This window comes from Streptomyces sp. MB09-01 (assembly GCF_033794505.1).
GTDB lineage: Bacteria > Actinomycetota > Actinomycetes > Streptomycetales > Streptomycetaceae > Streptomyces.
In genome coordinates, this window is sequence record NZ_JARAYQ010000090.1 from 1 (window position 1) to 19,708 (window position 19,708).

The window sequence follows — 19,708 nt, forward strand, 5'->3', positions numbered from 1 at the left end:
GACCGTGAGGCCGCCGAATTCGGCCCATGCCTCGACGGCGGCGGGGAAGACGGTGTGCCGGTGTCCGGCGGGGGTGGTGTGGTCCCGGAGCGCGTCGGCCCAGTACTCGGCCTGCTTGATGTCCCAGCGGCCGGGTTCCCAGCCGGCCGTGCGCAGGGCGGAGTCCACGGCGACCGGGAAGCGGGTCGCCGAGGAGCGGTCGTAGGAGGCGGAGGTCGGGGTCATGGCTACTCGGCTGGGGTGAGGTCGACGGGGCGTACGCCGAAGTGGGCGAGGAGGGCTTCGCAGGAGCGGCAGGGGGGTGCGTAGCTGCCGTGGAGGGGGTCGCCGTCCTCGCGGATGCGGCGGGCGGTGATCTTGGAGTGCTTGAGGGAGCGGCGGGCCTCGCTCGCGGAGAGGGGCTTGCGGGAGGCGCGCCGGGAGCGGGCGGCTTCGACGGCGGCGAGGTGGCGGGAGAGCAGGATGGCCTCGGGACATCGGCCGGTGAAACGTTCGCGCTGGCCGCTGGTGAGGGTGTCGAGGAAGTCCTGTACGAGAGGGTGGAGCGCGGGGGGCTGGTCGGCCTTGCCGGCGGTGCCGGTGAGGGTTTCGCCGCGTACGGAGAGGGCGGCGGCGACGGTGGGGAGGATGCCGTCGCGGCGGAAGCGCAGGACGGGTGCGACGGGGCGGCCGTCGGTGCTGCTCCAGCGCAGGCGGGGGTCGCCGGCGGGGCCGGTGGCTTCGCCGGCCGGGCCTGCGGCTGCCGGCGTGCCCGGTGCCTCCGGGGCGGTGTCGCCCGGTTCTGTGCGTGTTGCCGTGTGGTGCATGGTCGCGCCTTCCCTCCCGTGGCGGCGGTGGTGACCGCTGTCGCGCACGCCCCCGTGCTGCGGGGACAGCCTGTCAAATGTCACCTGTCATGCGGAAGCGGGGTCGAATATTCGTATCAATTCGGATGTTCCTGGCCCTCGGGCGGGTGCGCCGGTCGGGTGCGGGTGAGGCTCTTGTCCCAGCGCATAGGCTGTGGTGAACCAGCCAGATCCAGCAGGGGGCTACCGCCATGACGACAGGTCGGCTCGGGCAGCAGGCCGCGCCACCCAACGCCGCTTACTCGGGGCAGGTCGTGCATTTCCCGGACCCGGTCCGGGCCGCTCGGCATCCCCACGGGGTGCGGATGGACGGCAACGGGCATCCGGACTTCTCCGCGTACGCGCGTGCGGCGGTGGAGATCGCCGAGCCGCCGGAGGGCTTCGGCGTGGACGAGTTGCGGCTGACGGACTACGTGTCCGCGAACGCGGCGATGAAGGCCGCCGGGCACGAGTTGTGGGACACGGTCGGCCCGGTGGCGACGCCGCACGGCTGGACCTGGCACCACGTGGCGGGTTCGCGGCGCATGGAGCTGGTTCCGGTCGAGGTGAAGGCGCTGCTGCGGCACCACGCGGGGCTGGCGACGGCCCCGGTGGACCACGAGAAGCGCGGGACGCGGCCGTTGCAGGAGGTGCGTCCGGCGCACATGGGGCTGCCGAAGTCGGTGGTGTCCGTGTTTGAGGAGCAGGTGCAGGGGGTCGAGGAGGATCTCGGCTACCGGCTGCCGGAGGCGTACCGCTCGTTCCTGAAGGCCGCGGGCGGCTGCGCGCCGGTGGGCGCGGGCCTGGACGTGGACCTGGGTCTGCTGGTGGACCAGCCGTTCTTCACGGTGCGTGAGGAGGCGGCGGTCAACGACCTGGTCTACGTCAACAAGTGCTTGCGGGACCACCTGACGAAGGATTACCTCTGCGTCGCCTTCGCGCAGGGCGGGCTGCTCGCGCTGAAGGTGAAGGGCGAGGGCATCGGCTCGGTGTGGTTCTCCCCGTACGACGATGCGCGCGACCAGGACGGCTGGTCGGTACAGGAGCGCGTGGAGCGGCTGTTGCTGCCGTGCGGTGCTGATTTCGACGCCTTTCTGGAGCGGCTCGCGGGCAATCCGCCGGAGCTGGAGACGGTGGCCGGTCTGATGGTGGACGGCGGATTCGCACGCTCGGTTCCCGTGGCGGGGCCGGTTCCGCCGGTGCGTGCCGGTTCGGATGAGGGGTGACGGCGCGATGGTGACCTTTGCGCAGGCGCAGGAGCGCGCCGAGGAGTGGATCAACGGGGACGTGCCCGCGTACCAGCACCGCGAGGTGCGCGTACGGGAGTTCGGTCTCGGGTTCGTGGTGTGGGCGGAGGACCGTGCGGCGGGTCCGGTGTCCGGGGGTGGCCGGCAGCGGCTGGTCATCGCGCGGGACAGCGGGGAGGTGACGCTGTGGCCGGGGCTGCCGGTGGGTGAGGTGATCCGCCGGTACGAGGAGGAGTACGGGGCCGTGGCCGCCGCGGCGGCTTCCGAGGCTTCGGTTCCGTCGCCGCGGATCGACTCGGAGCAGACCTCGTTCATGCTGAGTCCGCCGGAGTGGCTGCAGGAGGCCGCGGACCGGGCGGGGATTCCCTCCGCGCCCGCGCCGGCTTCCGTTCCCGGGGAGCACGCCGATGCCGTGCCGGCCGCTGCCGTTGCCGCGGCTCCGGCCTCGCCGTCGGCGCCGGTGGAAGCGGTGCCGTTGCGGCGCGGGGGCGAGATCCCCTACGAGCCCACGGCCAACGACGGCGTACCGGCGACTGTGCCTCCCGCCTCGGCCCCGGCCCCGGCTCCGGCCGTGGTACCGACCGGTGCCACGCCGTGGGCGGGTACCGATGTGAACTCCGGTACGGACGACGCGTCCGTGCCGCTGCCCGCGACCGTGTTCGCGCCGCCGCTGTCCGGTTCGGACCTGGAGGACCGGCCGTCCTCCGGCGTGGCTCCGGAGGCGAAGACCACGCTGATGCCGGGCGGCAGCCAGCTGCCGAGGACCGCCGTGGTGCCCGCGCTGGGTTCGCCGGCGGCCGACATCGCCGACGCGCCGACGAGCAAGGCGCAGGTCTCCCGGCCGGGTGGCTCCGCGGGCCAGCCGTCGACGCCGCCCGGTGCGCCCGGTGTGCCCGGCACGGGCGCGGGCCAGCAGTCGACGCCGCCGGGTCCGCCCGGTGCTCCCGGTGCCGGCGGGTCGGCCGGGGGCGGGGCGCACCACGCGGCCACCATGCTGGCCGGCCCCGGTGTGCCCCAGCCGCCCGGTCCGCCCGGCGCGCCCGGTGCTCCGGGTGCGGGCCGGCCGCCCGCGCCTCCCGGCCCCCCCGGTGCTCCGGGGGCCGGTGCGCCGCAGCCTCCCGGTCCTCCCGGTGCCCCCGGTTCGCTCGGCCGTGGGCTGGACCATGCCGCGACGATGCTGGCCGGTCCCGCCGTGACGGGCCGGCCGCCCGCGCCTCCCGGCCCGCCCGGTGCTCCGGGCGCCGGTGCGCCGCAGCCTCCCGGTCCGCCGGGTCCGCCCGGTGCTCCCGGTTCGCTCGGTGGGGGGCTGGACCATGCGGCGACGATGCTGGCCGGCCCGGCCGTGACGGGTCAGCCTCCGGCGCCCCCCGGTCCGCCCGGGGCCCCCGGTGGCGGGGCCCATCACGCCGCGACGATGCTCGCGGGTCCCGGCGTACCGCAGCCTCCCGGTCCGCCGGGCGCTCCCGGTGCTCCCGGTGCTCCCGGTGGTGGGATCGACCATGCCGCGACGATGCTGGCCGGTCCCGCCGTGACGGGCCAGCCGCCCGCGCCGCCCGGCCCGCCGCCGGGCGGACCCGTGGCGCAGCCTCCGGTCCCGACCGGTGCGCCCACGGTCGGCCCCGGCTACCAGGCCGTGCTGCGCTACCGCGCGCCCGACGGCTCCGAGCAGCAGCTCATCCGCCGCTCGGCGCCCGGTACCCCGCACCCGGAGTGGCAGATCCTGCACGAGCTGCGCGCCATGAACGTGCCGCCGCAGCAGGTGCTGGAGCTGCACACCGAGCTGGAGTCCTGTGAGCTGCCCGGCGGTTACTGCGCCCGGATGATCCGGGAGACGTGGCCGCAGGTGCGGATCACCAGCGTGGCTCCGTACGGGAAGGACCACGCGGGCCGTCAGGCGGGCATGCGGCACCTGCTCACCCACCAGGGCGAGCTGCACCAGGTGGCGGACGGTCCGGCGCGCCCCGCGCCGGTACGGGCGCCGCTGCCGCAGGTCCCGCTGCAGCCGGCGATCCCGCTGGAGGCGATCGCGCAGGAACTGACGGGGGCCTTCGGTCCGCAGGGCGTGTTCCGCTTCGACCAGCGGGCGGTGTCCCGTCAGGGTGTGCCGGAGATCGTGGCGCAGACGCTGATGTGGTCGGGTCTGCCGGTCGATTTCGGGCCGTTCTTCTGGGCGCAGGCGGTGCCGGGTCAGCCGGTTCCGACGCTGGCCGAGATGGCCGCGCAGCGGCAGGTGCAGCCGGCGTCGGACGCGGGTTCGTACCTGGTGATCGGCAGTGACTTCGGCAAGGCGCTCTGCGTGCAGTACGGGACCGCGCACATCGTGGCGGTGCCGGTCGAGGGCGGTCCCGGGGGTGCCCCGGTGCCGCCGCAGTTCGTGAACTCGAGCCTGCCGCAGTTCGTGCGGTCGCTGGCGATGCTGGGTCACATGTGGCGGCTGCGCCAGCATCTGACGCCGGAGCAGGCCGGCCGGTGGACCGTCGATTTCCAGGCGAATCTGGCGGGCCTCGACAGTGCGGCGCTGGCGTCGCCGGAGAGCTGGTGGTCGGTGCTGCTGGAGCAGATGTGGGACGGACTGCTCTGAGGTCGCCCTGATCGGGTGACCGGTGGATTGGCCGGGTCGGGACCCTCGGAGGGGGTCTCGGCCCGGCCATTCGGGCTTCTGGGATCAAATGGCGCATCCTTGACGGGAATCCCCGCGAGAGAGGCGCATCCAGGATGAGTGCACCCATTGCGACCGTGCGCGGTCGCGGCTACCGCATGGAAGAGGTCGACCGGTATCTCGCCCGGCTCTCCGGGAGCCGCGACGACGCCTGGGAGCGGGTGGCTCGGCTGACGGTCCTGGCCAAGCAGATGGAGGCGGAGGCGGCCCGGCTGCGGGAGGCGGTGGCCGGGCTCGCCCCGCAGACGTACGACGAACTGGGCGAGCGGGCCCGCCGGATCCTGCTGCTGGCGGAGGAGGAGGCGGAGGCCCTGCGGACGGACGCGCGGGCCGATGCGTTCGCGACGCTGGGTGCGGCACAGGCGCGGGCGGACCGGACGGCGGACCTGGCCCGGGGCGACGCGGAGGCGGTGCGCGAGCAGACGGAGGTCCGGGCCCGCCAGGGCCTGCTGCGGGCGCAGCGCGAGGCGGACGACGTACGGGCGCAGGCGCGGGAGGATGCGGCGGCCTGGCGGGCGGAGGCGGCGGCGGTGCTCGCGGAGACGCGGCGGCGGGCGGAGGCGGAGCTCGCGGAGCGCGAGCAGGAGCAGGCGGAGCGGTGGGAGGCCGCGGAACGGGCCCTGGCGGCGCGGGAGGCGGAGCTGGAGGCGCGTCTCGACGAGCTGGAGCAGTGCGCGGAGGCCCGCCTGGCGGAGGCCCGGCGGGGGTTCGCGGAGGCGGAGGAATCGGCGCGGCACGGGCAGGAGGACGCGGAGGCGCGGGCCGCGGAGCTGGTGGCGGAGGCGCGGGTGCGCGAGGAGCGGGTCGGGCGGGAGACGGAGCGGATCCTGCGGGAGCATGCGGAGGCGCAGGAGGAGATGCGGGCCCACATGAACCACGTCCGCTCCAGCCTCGCGGCGCTTACGGGCCGGGCTCCTGCGGAGGGCTGACGCGGGGTCGCCCGCGCGCCGCCACTGCCGGGGGCCGGCCCCCGGACCCCCGCGCCTCGAACGCCGGCGGGGCTGGAAGGGCGCCTCAAACGCCGGCAGGGCTGGAAGAGGGCAGCTCGGTGAGGAAGTCCTCGATCAGAGGGGCGATTTGCGGAAGGTGGGTTTCGAGGGCGAAGTGGCCCGCGCCCTCGAAGATGTGGACGGCGGCGTCCGGGGCGTCCTGGAGGTAGGCCTTGGCGCCCGCCGGGGTGAAGAAGGGGTCGCCCGCGCCCCAGACGACCAGCACCGGCACCCCCGCGCTGCGCAGCCACGCCTGCCAGGCGGGATAGTGCGCGAAGTTCGAGGCGTAGTCGAAGGCGAGGTCGGCCTGGGCGTCGGCGCGGCCCGGCAGGCCGAGGTGGTGGACGTCGAGGGTGAGGCTGTCGGGGGAGATCAGGCCGGTGTCGGCGACGCCGGTCTCGTACTGGAAGCGGGTGCCTCCAGGGTGAAGAGGCCGCGGATCCGCTCCTCGTTGCCGGGGACCTCGCGCCGGAGTCCGGCGAACTCGCGGGCCGCGTCGGACAGGCCCTCCTCGTACGCGTTGCCGTTCTGGACGATCAGGCCGGTCACGCGTTCCGGGCGGCGCGCGGCGAGCCGCAGTCCGACGGGGGCGCCGAAGTCGAAGACGTACAGGGCGTAGCGGCCGAGTCCGAGGGCGTCGGTGAACCCCTCCACGGTGTCGGCGAGACGGTCGAAGGTGTAGGTGAATCCGGCCGGGGCCTCGGTCCGGCCGAAGCCGGGGTAGTCGGGGGCGATCAGACGGTGGGCGGTGTCGCCGAGGGCGTCCATCAGGCGGGCGAACTGGTGCGAGGCGGTGGGGAAGCCGTGCAGGAGCAGCAGGACGGGGCCGTCGGCGGGGCCGCTCTCGCGGTAGGCGATGCGGACTCCGTCCACGTCGACAGTGCGGTGCTGGATGGTCGGGATGGTGCGGCGAGCGGTCATCACATGCCTCCTGCGGCTTCGTTTGCATTAGTCTTGACCGGTGAGCGCTAATGGGTCAAGTGCTTGCAGTAGCATTAGTCGGGTGGCAGTGACCTTCCCGCTCACCGGCGAACCCCTCGCGCTGGACCTCCTCAACACCCTGACCGCCGAAGGCGACCTCGTCGCCGACCCGGCGGGACTCGAGGCCTGGCTGGACGCGCAGGCCGGGCGGCTGACCCCGGTCGGCGCGGCGGGCGCGCCCGAAGTGGCCGCCGTACGGGCCGTACGGGAGGCCGCGCGCCCGGCGCTCGCCGCGGCCCGGCGCGGCGAGCGGCCCCCGGCCGCGGCGCTGGCCGCGCTGAACGGGGCCCTGGCCGCGGCGCCGTCCCACCGGGTGCTGGCCTGGACGCAGGAGGGCGGCACGACCGCCCCCGCGCACCGGCCGGCCGACCCGGCCCCGCGGCTCGCGGCCGAACTGGCCGAGGCGGTCGCGGAACTCCTGACGGACCCCCGGGTGGGGCAGGTGCGCGAGTGCGAGGCGCACGACTGCGTGCTGCTCTTCCTTCCCGCGCACCCCCGCCGCCGCTGGTGCGTTGCCTCCGTCTGCGGCAACCGGGCCCGGGTGGCCCGCTACTACGCCCGCCACAAGGGCGACCAGGCCGTCTAGACGACCTTGCGGAGCGGAGACACGAGGAGCCGGTCCACGCCCGAGAGGGTGATGAAGCACAGGAGGGCCAGCTCGCCCCGGTCCAGCCGGTCAGTCTCCCGGCCGCCGGCGCGGGTACGGCGAGCACCTCGTGCTCGCCGTCGGTCTCCCGGACGAGGCGCAGGTGGAAGGGGCGTGCCGTGAACGACAGGGTGCGCCCGTCGTCGAGGGTGAAGCGGACGCCCCGGCGGCCGGGCAGCAGCGCCCTGCCTGCGGCCCGCGCCGTGAACGGCACGCCGTCGAGGCGGCCGTGGACGCCGCGGCGCAGCCTCGTGCGGATGAGCTGCCATGGCAGCGCGGCGTCGTCGATCTCCAGGACGGTTTCCTCGCCGAGGAGGAGCTGCCGGCGCTCCCGCGCCTCGGCCTCGGCCCCGGCCTCGGCGTCGGCGCTCAGCCGCGGGCCGGGCTCCCCGAACAGCGTGCAGGTGCCGTGGGCCGTGGGGATCACGGCGTGCCGTTCGCGCGTGTGCGCGGGCCGGAGCCACGTCCGCCAGGGTGCGCGCCAGGACGGCTCCACCGGGGACCCGGCACGGGTCAGGCCGCCGGCTGCTGCCGGGCCGGGACGTCGGGTTTCGCCGGGGACTCGTAGCGGTAGGGGTCGCTGCGCAGGCCCCGGGCGGTGACCGTCACTTCGAACGGGGCGGCCGTGCCCTGCGGGAGCGGGGCGCTCAGGGTGCCGGTCGCGGGGTCGAGGAAGGCGGGGGCGGCGGCGCCGTTCACGCTCACCTGGGCCGGGGTGCCCGCGGGGCCGGGGCCGAAGCCGCCGCCCTCGACGGTGAGCAGGCCGTCGGCGACGGAGACATCGGTGATCACCGGGTTGGCGCGGACGGCCATCTTGTTCACCAGGTAGGCCCCCGCCGGGGCGCCGGTCAGGGCCCACATCTCGGCGGGCAGCCGGGGGAGCCCGCCGCCCACGTCCGCGAGGAAGAACAGCACCACGTACAGCATCGTGACCGCGCTGAACGCGACGTACTGGAGGTCGACGAGGTCCGTGCGCCCGCTGTCGTTCGCGATCAGCTCCCGCAGCGGCCGCCGCCCCGACCGGGTCGGCTTCGCGGCCGGCTTGGCCAGCGAGCCGTTCTCCACGCGCAGGCCGACGACCGTCTTCGCGGCGATCAGCGCCACGTAGGGGCCGCCGAGCAGCGGCAGGTACACCGTGGTCAGTTGGGACAAGGGGCCGTCGGCGCCCCGGAAGTACGCGACTCCGCCGCCCGCGGTGAGCCCGTACGCGAGGATCGCGAGCAGCAGCCAGAGCAGGATCACCGTCCAGGCCAGGGCGAGCGCGGTGGAGGTGGAGAGCCGGCCGTCGCGGCCGGTGACGAAGGCCGGGCTGCGGCGCAGCCGCAGGCCGATCGGGCCGGCCAGCGCGGCCAGTAACAGCAGTGCGAACAGTGCGGATGCCATGTCGTCCCCCCCGGATGACGGTGCTGCGTACGAGGGTCTCCCACTGGCCCTGGCCATGACAAGTCGGGGTGGAAACCCGGCTGTTGTCCCGCGGCCGTTGCCCCTGGTCCGCCGCTCCGCGGCCGTCACTGCTCGCGCCGTGTCACTCCTCGCGCAGCTCCGGCAGGACCGGGAACCTGCGGGGCGCCACCAGCAGCAGGATCAGCAGCGCGGCCACGGCGGCCGCGCTCGCGCCGAGGAAGATGTGCTCCACGGCGGCGGCGACGGCCTCGCGCAGGTAGTCGGCGGCGGCCCGCGGGAGCAGTTCGGGCCGCTCCAGTGCCTTCGCCACGTCGTCGAGGTGGTCCGGGAGCCCGGCCACGGGGGCGTCGGCAAGGCGGGCGGCGATGGTGGCGTTGGCCACGGCCGCGAGCAGGGCGGCGCCCACGCTCTGGCCGACCTGCCGGCAGAAGAGCACCGAGGCCGTGGTGGTCCCGCGCTCGGCCCAGCCCACCGTGGACTGGACGCCGACGATCAGCGGGAGCTGGAAGAGGCCGAGGGCGGCGCCCAGCAGCAGCATGATCAGCGCGGGCTGCCAGGGCCGGGCGGGGTGCGGCAGCAGGGTGAAGGAGTACAGGATCACCGCGGCGAGGCCGATCCCGACGGCCGCGGTGTTCCGGAAGCCGATGCGCCGGTAGACGTGCTGGCTGAGGGCTGCGCTGATGGGCCAGCTCAGGGTCATCACGGACATCACCAGCCCGGCGCCGACGGGCCCGAGGCCGAGCACGGACTGGGCGTACGTCGGCATGAACACCATCGGGGCGACCATCAGCAGCCCGAGCGCGGCCAGGGCCAGGTTGACCGCGGCGATGGTGCGCCGCCGCCAGACCCAGCCCGGCAGGATCGGTTCCTCGGCCCGGCGTTCCACCACGACCACCACCGCGGCCAGCACCGCGCTCGCGCCCAGCAGCCCCAGCGAGGGCGCGGACAGCCAGGGCCAGGCGACCCCGCCCTGGACGAGCGCGAAGAGCAGCAGCCCGCCGCAGGCGAAGACGGCCAGGGCGCCGGCCCAGTCGACGGGACCCCGGCGCCCGGGGGACCGTACGGGCTCCACCAGGTGACGGGCGACCATCCACAGGGCCAGGGCGGCCAGCGGCAGGTTGAGCAGGAAGATCCAGCGCCAGTGCGCGTACGAGGCGAGGAGCCCGCCGAGCGCCGGGCCGGCCACGGCCGAGGTGGCCCAGACGCTCGACATCCTGGCCTGGATCTTCGGGCGGTCCTTCAGCGGGTAGAGGTCGGCGGCCAGGGTCTGGACCGTGCCCTGGAGGGCGCCGCCGCCCAGGCCCTGGACGATCCGGAAGGCGATCAGGGCGGCCATGTTCCAGGCGAGCGCGCACAGCAGCGAACCGACGAGGAAGAGGCCGATGCCGAAGAGGAGGACGGGCTTGCGGCCGAAGGTGTCGGACAGCTTCCCGTAGACGGGCAGGGTGACGGTGACGGCCAGCAGGTAGCCGGAGAAGAGCCAGGAGAAGACGGAGAAGCCGCCGAGGTCGCCCACGATCTGCGGCACGGCGGTGGCGACGATGGTGCTGTCGAGGGCGACGAGGGCCATGCCGAGCATCAGCGAGGCGACCACCGGGGCCGGTGGCCGGCCGCCGTCCTTCCCGGCGTCCCCGGCGCCGCCCTTCCCGGCCTCCCCGGCGCCGCCCGCACCGGCCGCGCCGGCACCGGCCGGTGTCTGCGGGCCGGTGGCCGAAACGGCCGCCCCCGCCGTCCCCGGCAGGTGGTCCGCGCGCCCTGCGGGTATGCCGTCCTGGCCTCCGCCCGTGCTCTCCGCTGCGGCCACCGAGATTCCTTCCCCCTGCACGTAACTGCGGGGAACACCTTCTCACCGCCCCCGCGTCCCGCGGTATCCCCCAGGCCCTCTCCCTCGGAGGGTGGACATCCCTTAGGGGGCCCTCCGTACAAGGGGCCAGGGGCGGTTCCTCCCGGCGGAGGAGGTGACGCCACCCGGCGTCTCCTTAACTGGAACCTACGGACCGGGTGGTGGGGGGTGGGGATAACCCCCGGGTGGATACGGCGATGGGCACCAGCGTGCCCGGACCCCCACCCGCCGCAGACTTCATGACGACGCACGCAGCACGTACTCGGCACGCAGACGCACGCAGACGCACGCAGACGCACGCAGACGCCCACAGGCGAAAAGGGAGAAAGACCGTGACAACGGCTATGACCGAAACCAGGCACGGGGGTACTGGAGGGCATGCAGCCGTCGCGGCCCGGGCGCGCAAGGTCGTCAAGGCCTACGGCTCCGGGGAGACGCGCGTCGTCGCCCTCGACGACGTGGACGTGGACATCATGAGCGGCCAGTTCACCGCGATCATGGGCCCCTCCGGCTCCGGCAAGTCCACGCTGATGCACTGCCTCGCCGGCCTCGACACGGTGACCAGCGGGCACATCCACCTGGACGACACCGAGATCACCGGGCTGAAGGACAAGAAGCTCACGCAGCTGCGTCGCGACCGGATCGGCTTCATCTTCCAGGCCTTCAACCTGCTGCCCACGCTCAACGCCCTGGAGAACATCACGCTCCCCATGGACATCGCGGGCCGCAAGCCCGACGCGGAGTGGCTGAACCGCGTCGTGGAGACCGTGGGTCTCGCCGGCCGGCTCAAGCACCGCCCGACCGAGCTCTCCGGCGGCCAGCAGCAGCGCGTGGCGGTCGCCCGCGCCCTCGCCGCCCGCCCGCAGATCATCTTCGGCGACGAGCCGACCGGAAACCTGGACTCCCGCGCCGGCGCCGAGGTCCTCGGCTTCCTGCGCCGTTCGGTGGACGAGCTCGGCCAGACCATCGTCATGGTCACCCACGACCCGGTCGCCGCCTCCTACGCGGACCGCGTCATCTTCCTCGCCGACGGCCGGATCGTCGACGAGATGTACGGGCCGACCGCCGACCAGGTCCTGGACCGCATGAAGGACTTCGACGCGCGCGGGCGGACGTCATGAGCAACACCGTCCTGAAGACCTCGCGGCGCAACTTCGTCGCCCACAAGGGGCGGATGGCGCTCTCCGCCGTCGCGGTCCTGCTCTCCGTCGCCTTCGTCTGCGGCACCCTGGTGTTCACCGACACCATGAACACCACCTTCGAGAAGCTGTTCGCGATCACCAGCGCCGATGTGACGGTCAGCGCGAAGCAGGCGAAGGACGGCGAGGAGATCTCGGAGCGCGGCCGGCCAGAGATGGTGGCCGGCTCGGCCGTCGAGCAGGTGCGCAGGGCCGAGGGCGTCAAGAGCGCCGAGGGCAGCGTCGTCTCGATGTCCGTCACGGTGGTCAACTCCAAGAACGAGAACATGGGCTCGACCACCGGCGCCCCGACCATCGCGGGGAACTGGAGCGACAACGAGCTGAAGTCCATGAAGATCACCTCGGGTCAGGCCCCGCGCGGGCCCACCGAGGTGATGGTCGACGCCGACACCGCGGAGAAGCACGGACTGGCGATCGGGGACGAGCTGCGCACCATCGCCGTCACCGGCGACATCCGCGCCAAGATCACCGGTATCGCCACCTTCACCGTGACCAACCCGGGCGCGGCCGTCGTCTACTTCGACACGGCCACCTCGCAGCAGGCCCTGCTCGGTTCCCCCGGCTCCTTCACCCACGTCAACGTCACCGCCCAGGACGGGGTGAGCGACGAGCAGCTCAAGCGGAACATCGCCACCGCCGTCGGTACGGACACGTACAAGCTGCAGACCGCCCAGGAAGCCTCTGACGCCAACCGCAAGGACGTCGGCTCCTTCCTGAACGTCATGAAGTACGTGATGCTCGGCTTCGCCGGCATCGCCTTCCTCGTCGGCATCTTCCTGATCTTCAACACCTTCTCGATGCTGGTCGCCCAGCGCACCCGCGAGATCGGCCTGATGCGCGCCATCGGCGCCGACAGCGGACAGGTCCTGAAGTCCGTGGTCGTCGAGGCCTTCCTGCTCGGTGTCGTGGGCTCGGTGCTGGGCGTCGGCGCGGGTGTGGGCCTGGCCGTCGGACTCATGGAGCTCATGGGCCAGATGGGCATGCACCTGTCGACGGACGATCTGACCGTCGCCTGGACCACCCCGGTCATCGGCGTCTTCCTCGGTGTCGTCGTCACCGTCGTCGCCGCGTTCGTCCCGGCCCGCCGGGCCGGCAAGGTCTCCCCGATGGCCGCTCTGCGCGAGAGCGGCACCCCCGGCGACAGGAAGGCCGGCGTCGTGCGCGCCGTCCTCGGCCTGGTCCTCACCGGCATCGGCGGCGCGGGGCTCTTCCTCGCCGCCGCCGCCGAGAAGGCCGGACCCGGATCGATGTGGCTGGGCCTGGGCGTCGTCTTCACCCTCATCGGCTTCATCGTGATCGGCCCGCTGCTCGCGGCGGGCGTGGTGCGGGTGCTCTCCGGTGTGGTGCTGCGGCCCTTCGGGTCGGTGGGCCGGCTCGCCGAGCGCAACGCCCTGCGCAACCCGCGCCGCACCGGCGCCACCGCCGCCGCGCTGATGATCGGGCTTGCGCTGGTCGCCTGCCTGTCGGTGGTCGGCTCCTCGATGGTGGCCTCGGCCACCGACGAACTCGACAAGTCCGTCGGCGCGGACTACATCATCAACTCCGAGACGGGGCAGCCCGTGCTGCCGCAGGCCGAGCAGGCCCTGCGCGCCACCCAGGGACTCGACCACGTCACCGCCTACCGCGAGGTGGAGGCCAAGATCACCACGCCCGGCGGCGTCACCGAAGAGGACGGCCTCGGCGCCACCGACCCGACGTACGCCAAGGACATCCGGCGCAAGATGGTGGCCGGCGAGCACGCGGCGGCCTACGGGGCGAACACCATGTCGGTCGGTTCCGAATACGCCACCCGGCACGGCGTGAAGCTCGGCGACGAGCTGACGGTCGCCTTCACCGGCGGCAGCACCGTCAAGCTGAAGGTCGCGGCGATCACCAGCGACGAGGGCAACCTCGACAAGGGCATGAAGTACATCAGCACCGCCGTCGCCCGGGCGAACGTCCCGGCCGACCGGCTGCCGCTTCCCTTCATGCTGCTGGCCAGCGCGAAGGACGGGCAGTCCGACGCCGCCGCGTACACGTCGGTCAAGGCGGCGATGGCGGAGTACCCGCAGTACATGGTGCGCAACCAGACCGACTACAAGCAGTCCCTGAAGGACCAGGTCGGCCAGCTGCTGAACATGGTCTACGGGCTCCTAGGCCTCGCCATCATCGTCGCGGTCCTGGGCGTCGTGAACACCCTGGCCCTGTCGGTGGTCGAGCGGACCCGCGAGATCGGCCTGATGCGCGCCATCGGGCTCTCCCGCCGCCAGCTGCGCCGCATGATCCGCCTGGAGTCGGTGGTCATCGCCCTCTTCGGCGCCCTGCTCGGCCTCGGGCTGGGCATGGGCTGGGGAGCCAGTGCCCAGCAGCTGCTGGCGCTCGAGGGCCTGAAGGTCCTGGAGATCCCGTGGCCGACGATCATCGGGGTGTTCGCCGCCTCGGCCTTCGTGGGTCTGTTCGCCGCACTGGTCCCGGCCTTCCGGGCAGGGCGGATGAACGTTCTGAACGCGATCGCGAGCGAGTAGTCGCTGCGCGGTCGTACGGGGGAGGGCGCCGGCCCGGGACCTTTGGTTCCGGGCCGGCGCCTTGTCGTCCGTCCGTCGTCCGTCCGTCCGTCGTCCGTCCGTCGTCCGTCCGTCCGTCGTCCGTCCGTCGTCCGCCCGTCGTCCGCCGGTCAGCCGCCGGTCAGCCGCGCTGCAGGAGGACGATCCCGGCGGCCTCGCCCACCAGGGTGTACCGCTCACCGGGGTGCAGCTGGCCGGCGTAGCCGACCGGGTCGCCGGCCCACCGGGAGGAGTTGTCGATAGTGATCCAGTCGGGGACCACGCCCTTGCTGCCGCCGATCCACAGGACCCGGCAGCGGGAGGTCAGCCGGGTCAGCGGCGTGGTGTCCGCCTCCACGGTGGCCCCGTCGGGGATCCGGTCGAGGAGCCGCTCGATGGCGGTGACCCGGTCGGGCTTCTCGTACGTACGCGCCTCCGCGAGCTTCGCGGTCGGCATGGCCGTCGCGGCCAGGGCGAGACCGGCGGCGAGGACGGCGGTGGGCAGCTGGAGGGAGTACGCGCGCAGCCGCGGCCGCTCGCTGCGCCGGAAGGTGTCGACGGCGTCGACGAGGGCGAGGGAGACGACGGGCATGAGCACGGCGCTGTAGTGCCAGTCGGTGGACCAGTAGTGGTCGTCCCCGGACAGGAACCGCCAGCCGAGGGTGGGCGCGGCGGCCAGCAGCAGCGGCGAGCGCAGGGCGAGCAGCCCGGAGGTGGGGATCAGCACCCACCCCAGGGTGGCGAGCTTCGTGCCGGTGCCGGCGAACGGGCCGCCGCCGTCGATCTTGTGCCAGTAGCCGTAACCCTCGGTCGCGAAGGCCGGTATGAAGACGGTGAACACGAGGACGGCGAAGACGGCGCCGAAGGCGGCGACGCCGAGCGCGGTCCACGCGGTCCGGCGGTCGGTGGTCCATGCCCGCCAGGCCACGACCACGGCCAGGGCGGCGAGCGTGAAGCCGAGGTCCTCCTTGACGAGGACCAGCGGGAGCGCCCACAGCAGCGCGGCCCGCCAGCGCCGGGCGAGCACCGCCTCCAGGGAGAAGGCCAGCAGGGGCACGGCGAAGGCGATCTCGTGGAAGTCGAACTCCACCGCCCGCTGGACGCCCCAGGACAGCCCGTACGCGATGCCGATCGCGCTCCCGCGGGCCCGGCCCAGGAGCCGTCCGGCCGCCCTGGTGACGGGGACGGCGGAGAGCGCGAACAGCGCGGCCTGCACGACGAGCAGGGTGAGCGGGCCGGGGAAGAGCCGGTAGACGGGGGCGACCAGCGCGATGATCGGGCTGAAGTGGTCGCCGAGGATGTTGGCCCCCGGCCCCTTCAGGTCCGCGACGGGCTCCTGCAGGTGCGCGTACGCGCGGATCGCCTGCTCGAAGATGCCCAGGTCCCACGAGGCCCAGTCCATCCGCCGGAACCGCCCGACGGAGAGGACGAGGTACACGAGGAACAGGCCGCCCGCGACCGCGTATGGTCCGCCCCACCGGCCCCCGACCGGATTCGCCCGAGCAGGCTTCGCCTGGACCGGTTTCGCCTCCGCCGGGTCCGGCCGCGCCGGATCCGGCGCGGCTTCCGGCCGGACCATGGCATCGCTCGTCACGGCCTTCGTGCCCCCTCGGCGAGCTCGGACGTCAGTACCTCGACATCGTAGAGGGGTGCGAACGCACCCCCGGTTGCTCCCACGGGCCCTCCGGTCCGGGCCCGTGCGGGCGCCGGCGCCGTCACCCGCACGGGCGACCTGAATCCCCCGCGCGTGGCGGCGGGGCGCGTCGTAGGGTGGGAACCCCCGGCCCGTGCGACGTGTCGGGCCCTTCGCGTTGCCCCTTCACCGGACGGAAAGCCTCCTTCATGAGCCTGCACGGACTGCTCGACGCCGTCACCCGGGACCCGGCCCTCGCCGAGGCGGTCACCGCGGCCGGGGACGGCAAGCGCATGCACGTGGACCTGGTCGGCCCCGCCGCCGCGCGGCCCTTCGCGATCGCCGCGCTGGCCCGGCGGACCGAGCGGACGGTGCTCGCGGTCACCGCCACCGGGCGCGAGGCCGAGGACCTGGCCGCTGCCCTGCGCTCCCTGCTGCCCCCCGACGAGGTGGTGGACTACCCGTCCTGGGAGACGCTCCCGCACGAGCGGCTCAGCCCGCGCAGCGACACCATGGGCCGCCGGCTCGCCGTCCTGCGCCGGCTCGTGCACCCCAGCAAGGACGATCCGGCGGCCGGGCCGGTGAGCGTGATCGTCGCTCCCATCCGGTCCGTGCTCCAGCCGCAGGTCAAGGGGCTCGGGGACCTGGTGCCGGTCAGCCTGCGCCAGGGCGGGAGCGCCGACCTCGGGGAGGTCACGGCGGCGCTGGCCGCCGCCGCGTACGCGCGCGTCGAGCTCGTCGAGAAGCGCGGGGAGTTCGCCGTGCGCGGCGGCATCCTCGACGTGTTCCCGCCCACCGAGGAACACCCGCTGCGCATCGAGTTCTGGGGCGACGAGGTCGAGGAGATCCGTTACTTCAAGGTCGCCGACCAGCGCTCGCTGGAGGTCGCCGAGCACGGGCTGTGGGCCCCGCCCTGCCGCGAGCTGCTGCTGACCGAGGCCGTACGGGAGCGGGCCGCGGCCCTTGCCGTGGCCCATCCCGAGCTCGGAGAGCTGCTGAACAAGATCGCCGAGGGGATCGCGGTCGAGGGCATGGAGTCCCTGGCCCCGGTCCTCGTCGACGACATGGAGCTGCTGATCGACGTCCTGCCCGCCGGTTCGATGGCCGTGGTCTGCGACCCCGAGCGGGTGCGCACCCGGGCCGCCGACCTGGTCGCGACGAGCCAGGAGTTCCTGATGGCCTCCTGGGCGGCCACGGCGGGCGGCGGCGAGGCCCCCATCGACGTCGGCGCGGCCTCGCTGCGCGGGATCGCGGACGTCCGCGACCGGGCCCGCGAGCTGAACATGATGTGGTGGTCGGTCTCCCCCTTCGCCGCCGACGAGACGGTGGGCGGCGACACCCTGAAGCTCGGCATGCACGCGCCGGAGGCCTACCGCGGCGACACCGCCCGGGCGCTGGCCGACACCAAGGGCTGGATCGCCGACGGCTGGCACACCGTCTACCTCACCGAGGGCCACGGCCCGGCCGCCCGTACCGTCGAGGTGCTCGGCGGCGAGGGCATCCCGGCCCGGCTGGAGGCCGAGCTCCGCACCCTGGAGCCGTCGATCGTCCACGTCGCCTGCGGCTCGGTCGACAACGGGTTCGTCGACCCGGCCCTGAAGCTCGCCGTCCTCACCGAGACGGACCTGACCGGGCAGCGCACCGCCACCAAGGACCTGGGCCGGATGCCGACCCGGCGCCGCAAGACGATCGACCCGCTGACCCTGGAGGCCGGCGACTACATCGTCCACGAGCAGCACGGCGTCGGCCGCTACGTCGAGATGGTCCAGCGGACCGTGCAGGGCGCCACCCGCGAGTACCTGCTGGTGGAGTACGCGCCGGCCAAGCGCGGCCAGCCCGGCGACCGGCTCTACATCCCCACCGACCAGCTGGAGCAGGTCACCAAGTACGTGGGCGGCGAGGCCCCGACCCTGCACCGGCTCGGCGGCGCCGACTGGACCAAGACCAAGGCGCGCGCGAAGAAGGCCGTCAAGGAGATCGCCGCCGACCTCATCAAGCTGTACAGCGCCCGCATGGCGGCCCCCGGCCACACCTTCGGCCCGGACACCCCCTGGCAGCGCGAGCTGGAGGACGCCTTCCCGTACGCGGAGACGCCCGACCAGCTCACGACCATCGCCGAGGTCAAGGAGGACATGGAGAAGTCCGTCCCCATGGACCGGCTGATCTGCGGCGACGTCGGCTACGGCAAGACCGAGATCGCTGTGCGCGCCGCCTTCAAGGCGGTCCAGGACGGCAAGCAGGTCGCCGTCCTCGTGCCGACCACGCTGCTCGTGCAGCAGCACTTCGGTACCTTCTCCGAGCGGTACGCGCAGTTCCCGGTCAAGGTGAAGGCGCTGTCCCGCTTCCAGAACGAAACCGAGTCCAAGGCCACCCTGGAGGGGCTGAAGGAGGGCTCGGTCGACATCGTGATCGGCACCCACCGCCTGTTCTCGCAGGAGACGAAGTTCAAGGACCTGGGCCTGGTCATCGTCGACGAGGAGCAGCGCTTCGGCGTGGAGCACAAGGAGCAGCTGAAGAAGCTGCGTGCCAACGTCGACGTGCTCACCATGTCCGCGACGCCGATCCCGCGCACCCTGGAGATGGCGGTGACCGGCATCCGCGAGATGTCGACGATCACCACCCCGCCGGAGGAGCGGCACCCGGTGCTCACCTTCGTCGGCCCGTACGAGGAGAAGCAGATCGGCGCGGCCATCCGCCGCGAACTGCTGCGCGAGGGGCAGTGCTTCTACATCCACAACCGGGTCGAGTCCATCGACCGGGCTGCCGCCAAGCTGCGCGAGATCGTGCCCGAGGCGCGGATCGCGACGGCGCACGGCCAGATGTCGGAGCAGGCGCTGGAGCAGGTCGTCGTCGACTTCTGGGAGAAGAAGTTCGACGTCCTCGTCTCGACGACGATCGTCGAGTCCGGCATCGACATCTCCAACGCGAACACCCTGATCGTCGAGCGCGGCGACAACTTCGGCCTGTCCCAGCTGCACCAGCTGCGCGGCCGGGTCGGCCGTGGCCGCGAGCGCGGTTACGCCTACTTCCTCTACCCGCCGGAGAAGCCGCTCACGGAGACCGCGCACGAGCGCCTGGCCACCATCGCCCAGCACACCGAGATGGGCGCGGGCATGTACGTGGCGATGAAGGACCTGGAGATCCGCGGTGCGGGCAACCTGCTCGGCGGCGAGCAGTCCGGTCACATCGCCGGCGTCGGCTTCGACCTCTACATCCGCATGGTCGGCGAGGCCGTCGCCGACTACCGGGCCGCCGTCGAGGGAGGGGTGGAGGAGGAGCCGCCGCTGGAGGTCAAGATCGAGCTTCCGGTCGACGCGCACGTCCCGCACGACTACGCGCCCGGCGAGCGGCTGCGCCTGCAGGCGTACCGGTCCATCGCCTCCGCCAACTCCGAGGCGGACATCAAGGCCGTACGGGAGGAGCTCACCGACCGCTACGGCAAGCTGCCCGAGCCGGTGGAGAACCTGCTGCTGGTGGCCGGGCTGCGGATGCTCGCCCGGGCCTGCGGGGTCGGCGACATCACCCTCCAGGGCAACAACGTCCGCTTCGGCCCGGTGGAGTTGCGCGAGTCGCAGGAGCTGCGCCTCAAGCGCCTCTACCCGGGGACGGTGCTCAAGCCCGCCACCTCGCAGGTGCTGGTCCCGCGCCCGAAGGCGGGCAAGATCGGCGGCAAGCCGGTGGTCGGCCGGGAACTGCTGGCCTGGACGGGGGAGTTCCTCACCACCATCCTCGGCTCGTAGCGTCACTGCCTCCGTCGGGCC

At 73.4% G+C, this 19,708-nt stretch carries 14 protein-coding genes; 7 read left to right on the forward strand and 7 right to left on the reverse strand.

All coding sequences use genetic code 11. The annotated features are described in order from the left end of the window. Both PV721_RS20030 and PV721_RS20035 read right to left on the reverse strand, forming a co-directional pair. The coding region (locus PV721_RS20030; protein ID WP_319726271.1) for an SUKH-3 domain-containing protein at nt 1-225 on the reverse strand (225 nt) is incomplete at its 3' end. Between the two features lie 2 nt (nt 226-227). Beyond that, nucleotides 228-806, reverse strand: coding sequence for a YwqJ-related putative deaminase (locus PV721_RS20035; RefSeq protein WP_319726273.1), 579 nt, complete (start codon nt 804-806; stop codon nt 228-230). A gap of 230 nt (nt 807-1,036) precedes the next feature. Between PV721_RS20035 and PV721_RS20040 the strand changes: the two genes are divergently transcribed. The 3 genes from PV721_RS20040 to PV721_RS20050 all read left to right on the forward strand — a co-directional run bounded on the left by PV721_RS20040 (nt 1,037) and on the right by PV721_RS20050 (nt 5,659). Continuing rightward, nucleotides 1,037-2,050 (forward strand): SMI1/KNR4 family protein, encoded by a 1,014-nt coding sequence (locus PV721_RS20040; protein ID WP_319726275.1) that lies wholly within the window; start codon nt 1,037-1,039, stop codon nt 2,048-2,050. A 7-nt stretch (nt 2,051-2,057) separates the two neighbouring features. Next, entirely contained in the window at nt 2,058-4,652 is a 2,595-nt protein-coding gene (locus PV721_RS20045; RefSeq protein ID WP_319726277.1) for an SUKH-4 family immunity protein, read from the forward strand. A gap of 134 nt (nt 4,653-4,786) precedes the next feature. Beyond that, nucleotides 4,787-5,659 (forward strand): cellulose-binding protein, encoded by an 873-nt coding sequence (locus PV721_RS20050; RefSeq protein WP_319726279.1) that lies wholly within the window; start codon nt 4,787-4,789, stop codon nt 5,657-5,659. A gap of 85 nt (nt 5,660-5,744) precedes the next feature. On the opposite strand, the gene PV721_RS20055 is transcribed toward PV721_RS20050, so the two are convergent. Together PV721_RS20055 and PV721_RS20060 are read right to left on the reverse strand one after the other, a co-directional pair. Beyond that, nucleotides 5,745-5,945 carry a hypothetical protein gene (locus PV721_RS20055; RefSeq protein WP_319726282.1) on the reverse strand — a complete coding sequence of 67 codons (201 nt, stop codon included), beginning with the start codon at nt 5,943-5,945 and terminating at the stop codon, nt 5,745-5,747. 146 nt (nt 5,946-6,091) lie between these two features. Continuing rightward, nucleotides 6,092-6,640 (reverse strand): alpha/beta fold hydrolase, encoded by a 549-nt coding sequence (locus PV721_RS20060; RefSeq protein ID WP_319726284.1) that lies wholly within the window; start codon nt 6,638-6,640, stop codon nt 6,092-6,094. 82 nt (nt 6,641-6,722) lie between these two features. On the opposite strand from PV721_RS20060, the gene PV721_RS20065 reads away from it, so the two are divergent. Next, nucleotides 6,723-7,286: a CGNR zinc finger domain-containing protein gene (locus PV721_RS20065; protein ID WP_319726286.1), complete on the forward strand. Its 564-nt coding sequence runs from the start codon at nt 6,723-6,725 to the stop codon at nt 7,284-7,286. 573 nt (nt 7,287-7,859) lie between these two features. On the opposite strand, the gene PV721_RS20070 is transcribed toward PV721_RS20065, so the two are convergent. Next, nucleotides 7,860-8,729: a hypothetical protein gene (locus PV721_RS20070; protein WP_319726288.1), complete on the reverse strand. Its 870-nt coding sequence runs from the start codon at nt 8,727-8,729 to the stop codon at nt 7,860-7,862. Between the two features lie 142 nt (nt 8,730-8,871). Further along, on the reverse strand, nt 8,872-10,554 hold the full coding sequence (locus PV721_RS20075; RefSeq protein ID WP_319726290.1) for an MFS transporter: 1,683 nt from the start codon (nt 10,552-10,554) through the stop codon (nt 8,872-8,874). 383 nt (nt 10,555-10,937) lie between these two features. Between PV721_RS20075 and PV721_RS20080 the strand changes: the two genes are divergently transcribed. Further along, complete coding sequence (locus PV721_RS20080; RefSeq protein WP_376153989.1) at nt 10,938-11,714, forward strand: ABC transporter ATP-binding protein; 777 nt, start codon at nt 10,938-10,940, stop codon at nt 11,712-11,714. Next, nucleotides 11,711-14,296 (forward strand): ABC transporter permease, encoded by a 2,586-nt coding sequence (locus tag PV721_RS20085; RefSeq protein WP_319726294.1) that lies wholly within the window; start codon nt 11,711-11,713, stop codon nt 14,294-14,296. Before PV721_RS20080 ends, PV721_RS20085 begins: the two co-directional genes overlap by 4 nt. Before the next feature lie 160 nt (nt 14,297-14,456). On the opposite strand, the gene PV721_RS20090 is transcribed toward PV721_RS20085, so the two are convergent. Beyond that, on the reverse strand, nt 14,457-15,893 hold the full coding sequence (locus PV721_RS20090) for a DUF2079 domain-containing protein (protein ID WP_416371145.1): 1,437 nt from the start codon (nt 15,891-15,893) through the stop codon (nt 14,457-14,459). 263 nt (nt 15,894-16,156) lie between these two features. Here PV721_RS20090 and mfd point away from each other — a divergent pair, with 263 nt between their 5' ends. Further along, nucleotides 16,157-19,687, forward strand: coding sequence for a transcription-repair coupling factor (gene mfd / locus PV721_RS20095; protein ID WP_319726296.1), 3,531 nt, complete (start codon nt 16,157-16,159; stop codon nt 19,685-19,687). Nucleotides 19,688-19,708 lie beyond the last annotated feature (21 nt).

Bases quoted from the DNA above. Each gene is read 5' to 3' on its own strand.
- PV721_RS20035 (WP_319726273.1), bottom strand. From the start codon at position 806: ATGCACCACACGGCAACACGCACAGAACCGGGCGACACCGCCCCGGAG.
- PV721_RS20040 (WP_319726275.1), top strand. From the start codon at position 1,037: ATGACGACAGGTCGGCTCGGGCAGCAGGCCGCGCCACCCAACGCCGCT.
- PV721_RS20045 (WP_319726277.1), top strand. From the start codon at position 2,058: ATGGTGACCTTTGCGCAGGCGCAGGAGCGCGCCGAGGAGTGGATCAAC.
- PV721_RS20050 (WP_319726279.1), top strand. From the start codon at position 4,787: ATGAGTGCACCCATTGCGACCGTGCGCGGTCGCGGCTACCGCATGGAA.
- PV721_RS20060 (WP_319726284.1), bottom strand. From the start codon at position 6,640: ATGACCGCTCGCCGCACCATCCCGACCATCCAGCACCGCACTGTCGAC.
- PV721_RS20070 (WP_319726288.1), bottom strand. From the start codon at position 8,729: ATGGCATCCGCACTGTTCGCACTGCTGTTACTGGCCGCGCTGGCCGGC.
- PV721_RS20080 (WP_376153989.1), top strand. From the start codon at position 10,938: ATGACCGAAACCAGGCACGGGGGTACTGGAGGGCATGCAGCCGTCGCG.
- PV721_RS20085 (WP_319726294.1), top strand. From the start codon at position 11,711: ATGAGCAACACCGTCCTGAAGACCTCGCGGCGCAACTTCGTCGCCCAC.
- PV721_RS20090 (WP_416371145.1), bottom strand. From the start codon at position 15,893: ATGGTCCGGCCGGAAGCCGCGCCGGATCCGGCGCGGCCGGACCCGGCG.
- mfd (WP_319726296.1), top strand. From the start codon at position 16,157: ATGAGCCTGCACGGACTGCTCGACGCCGTCACCCGGGACCCGGCCCTC.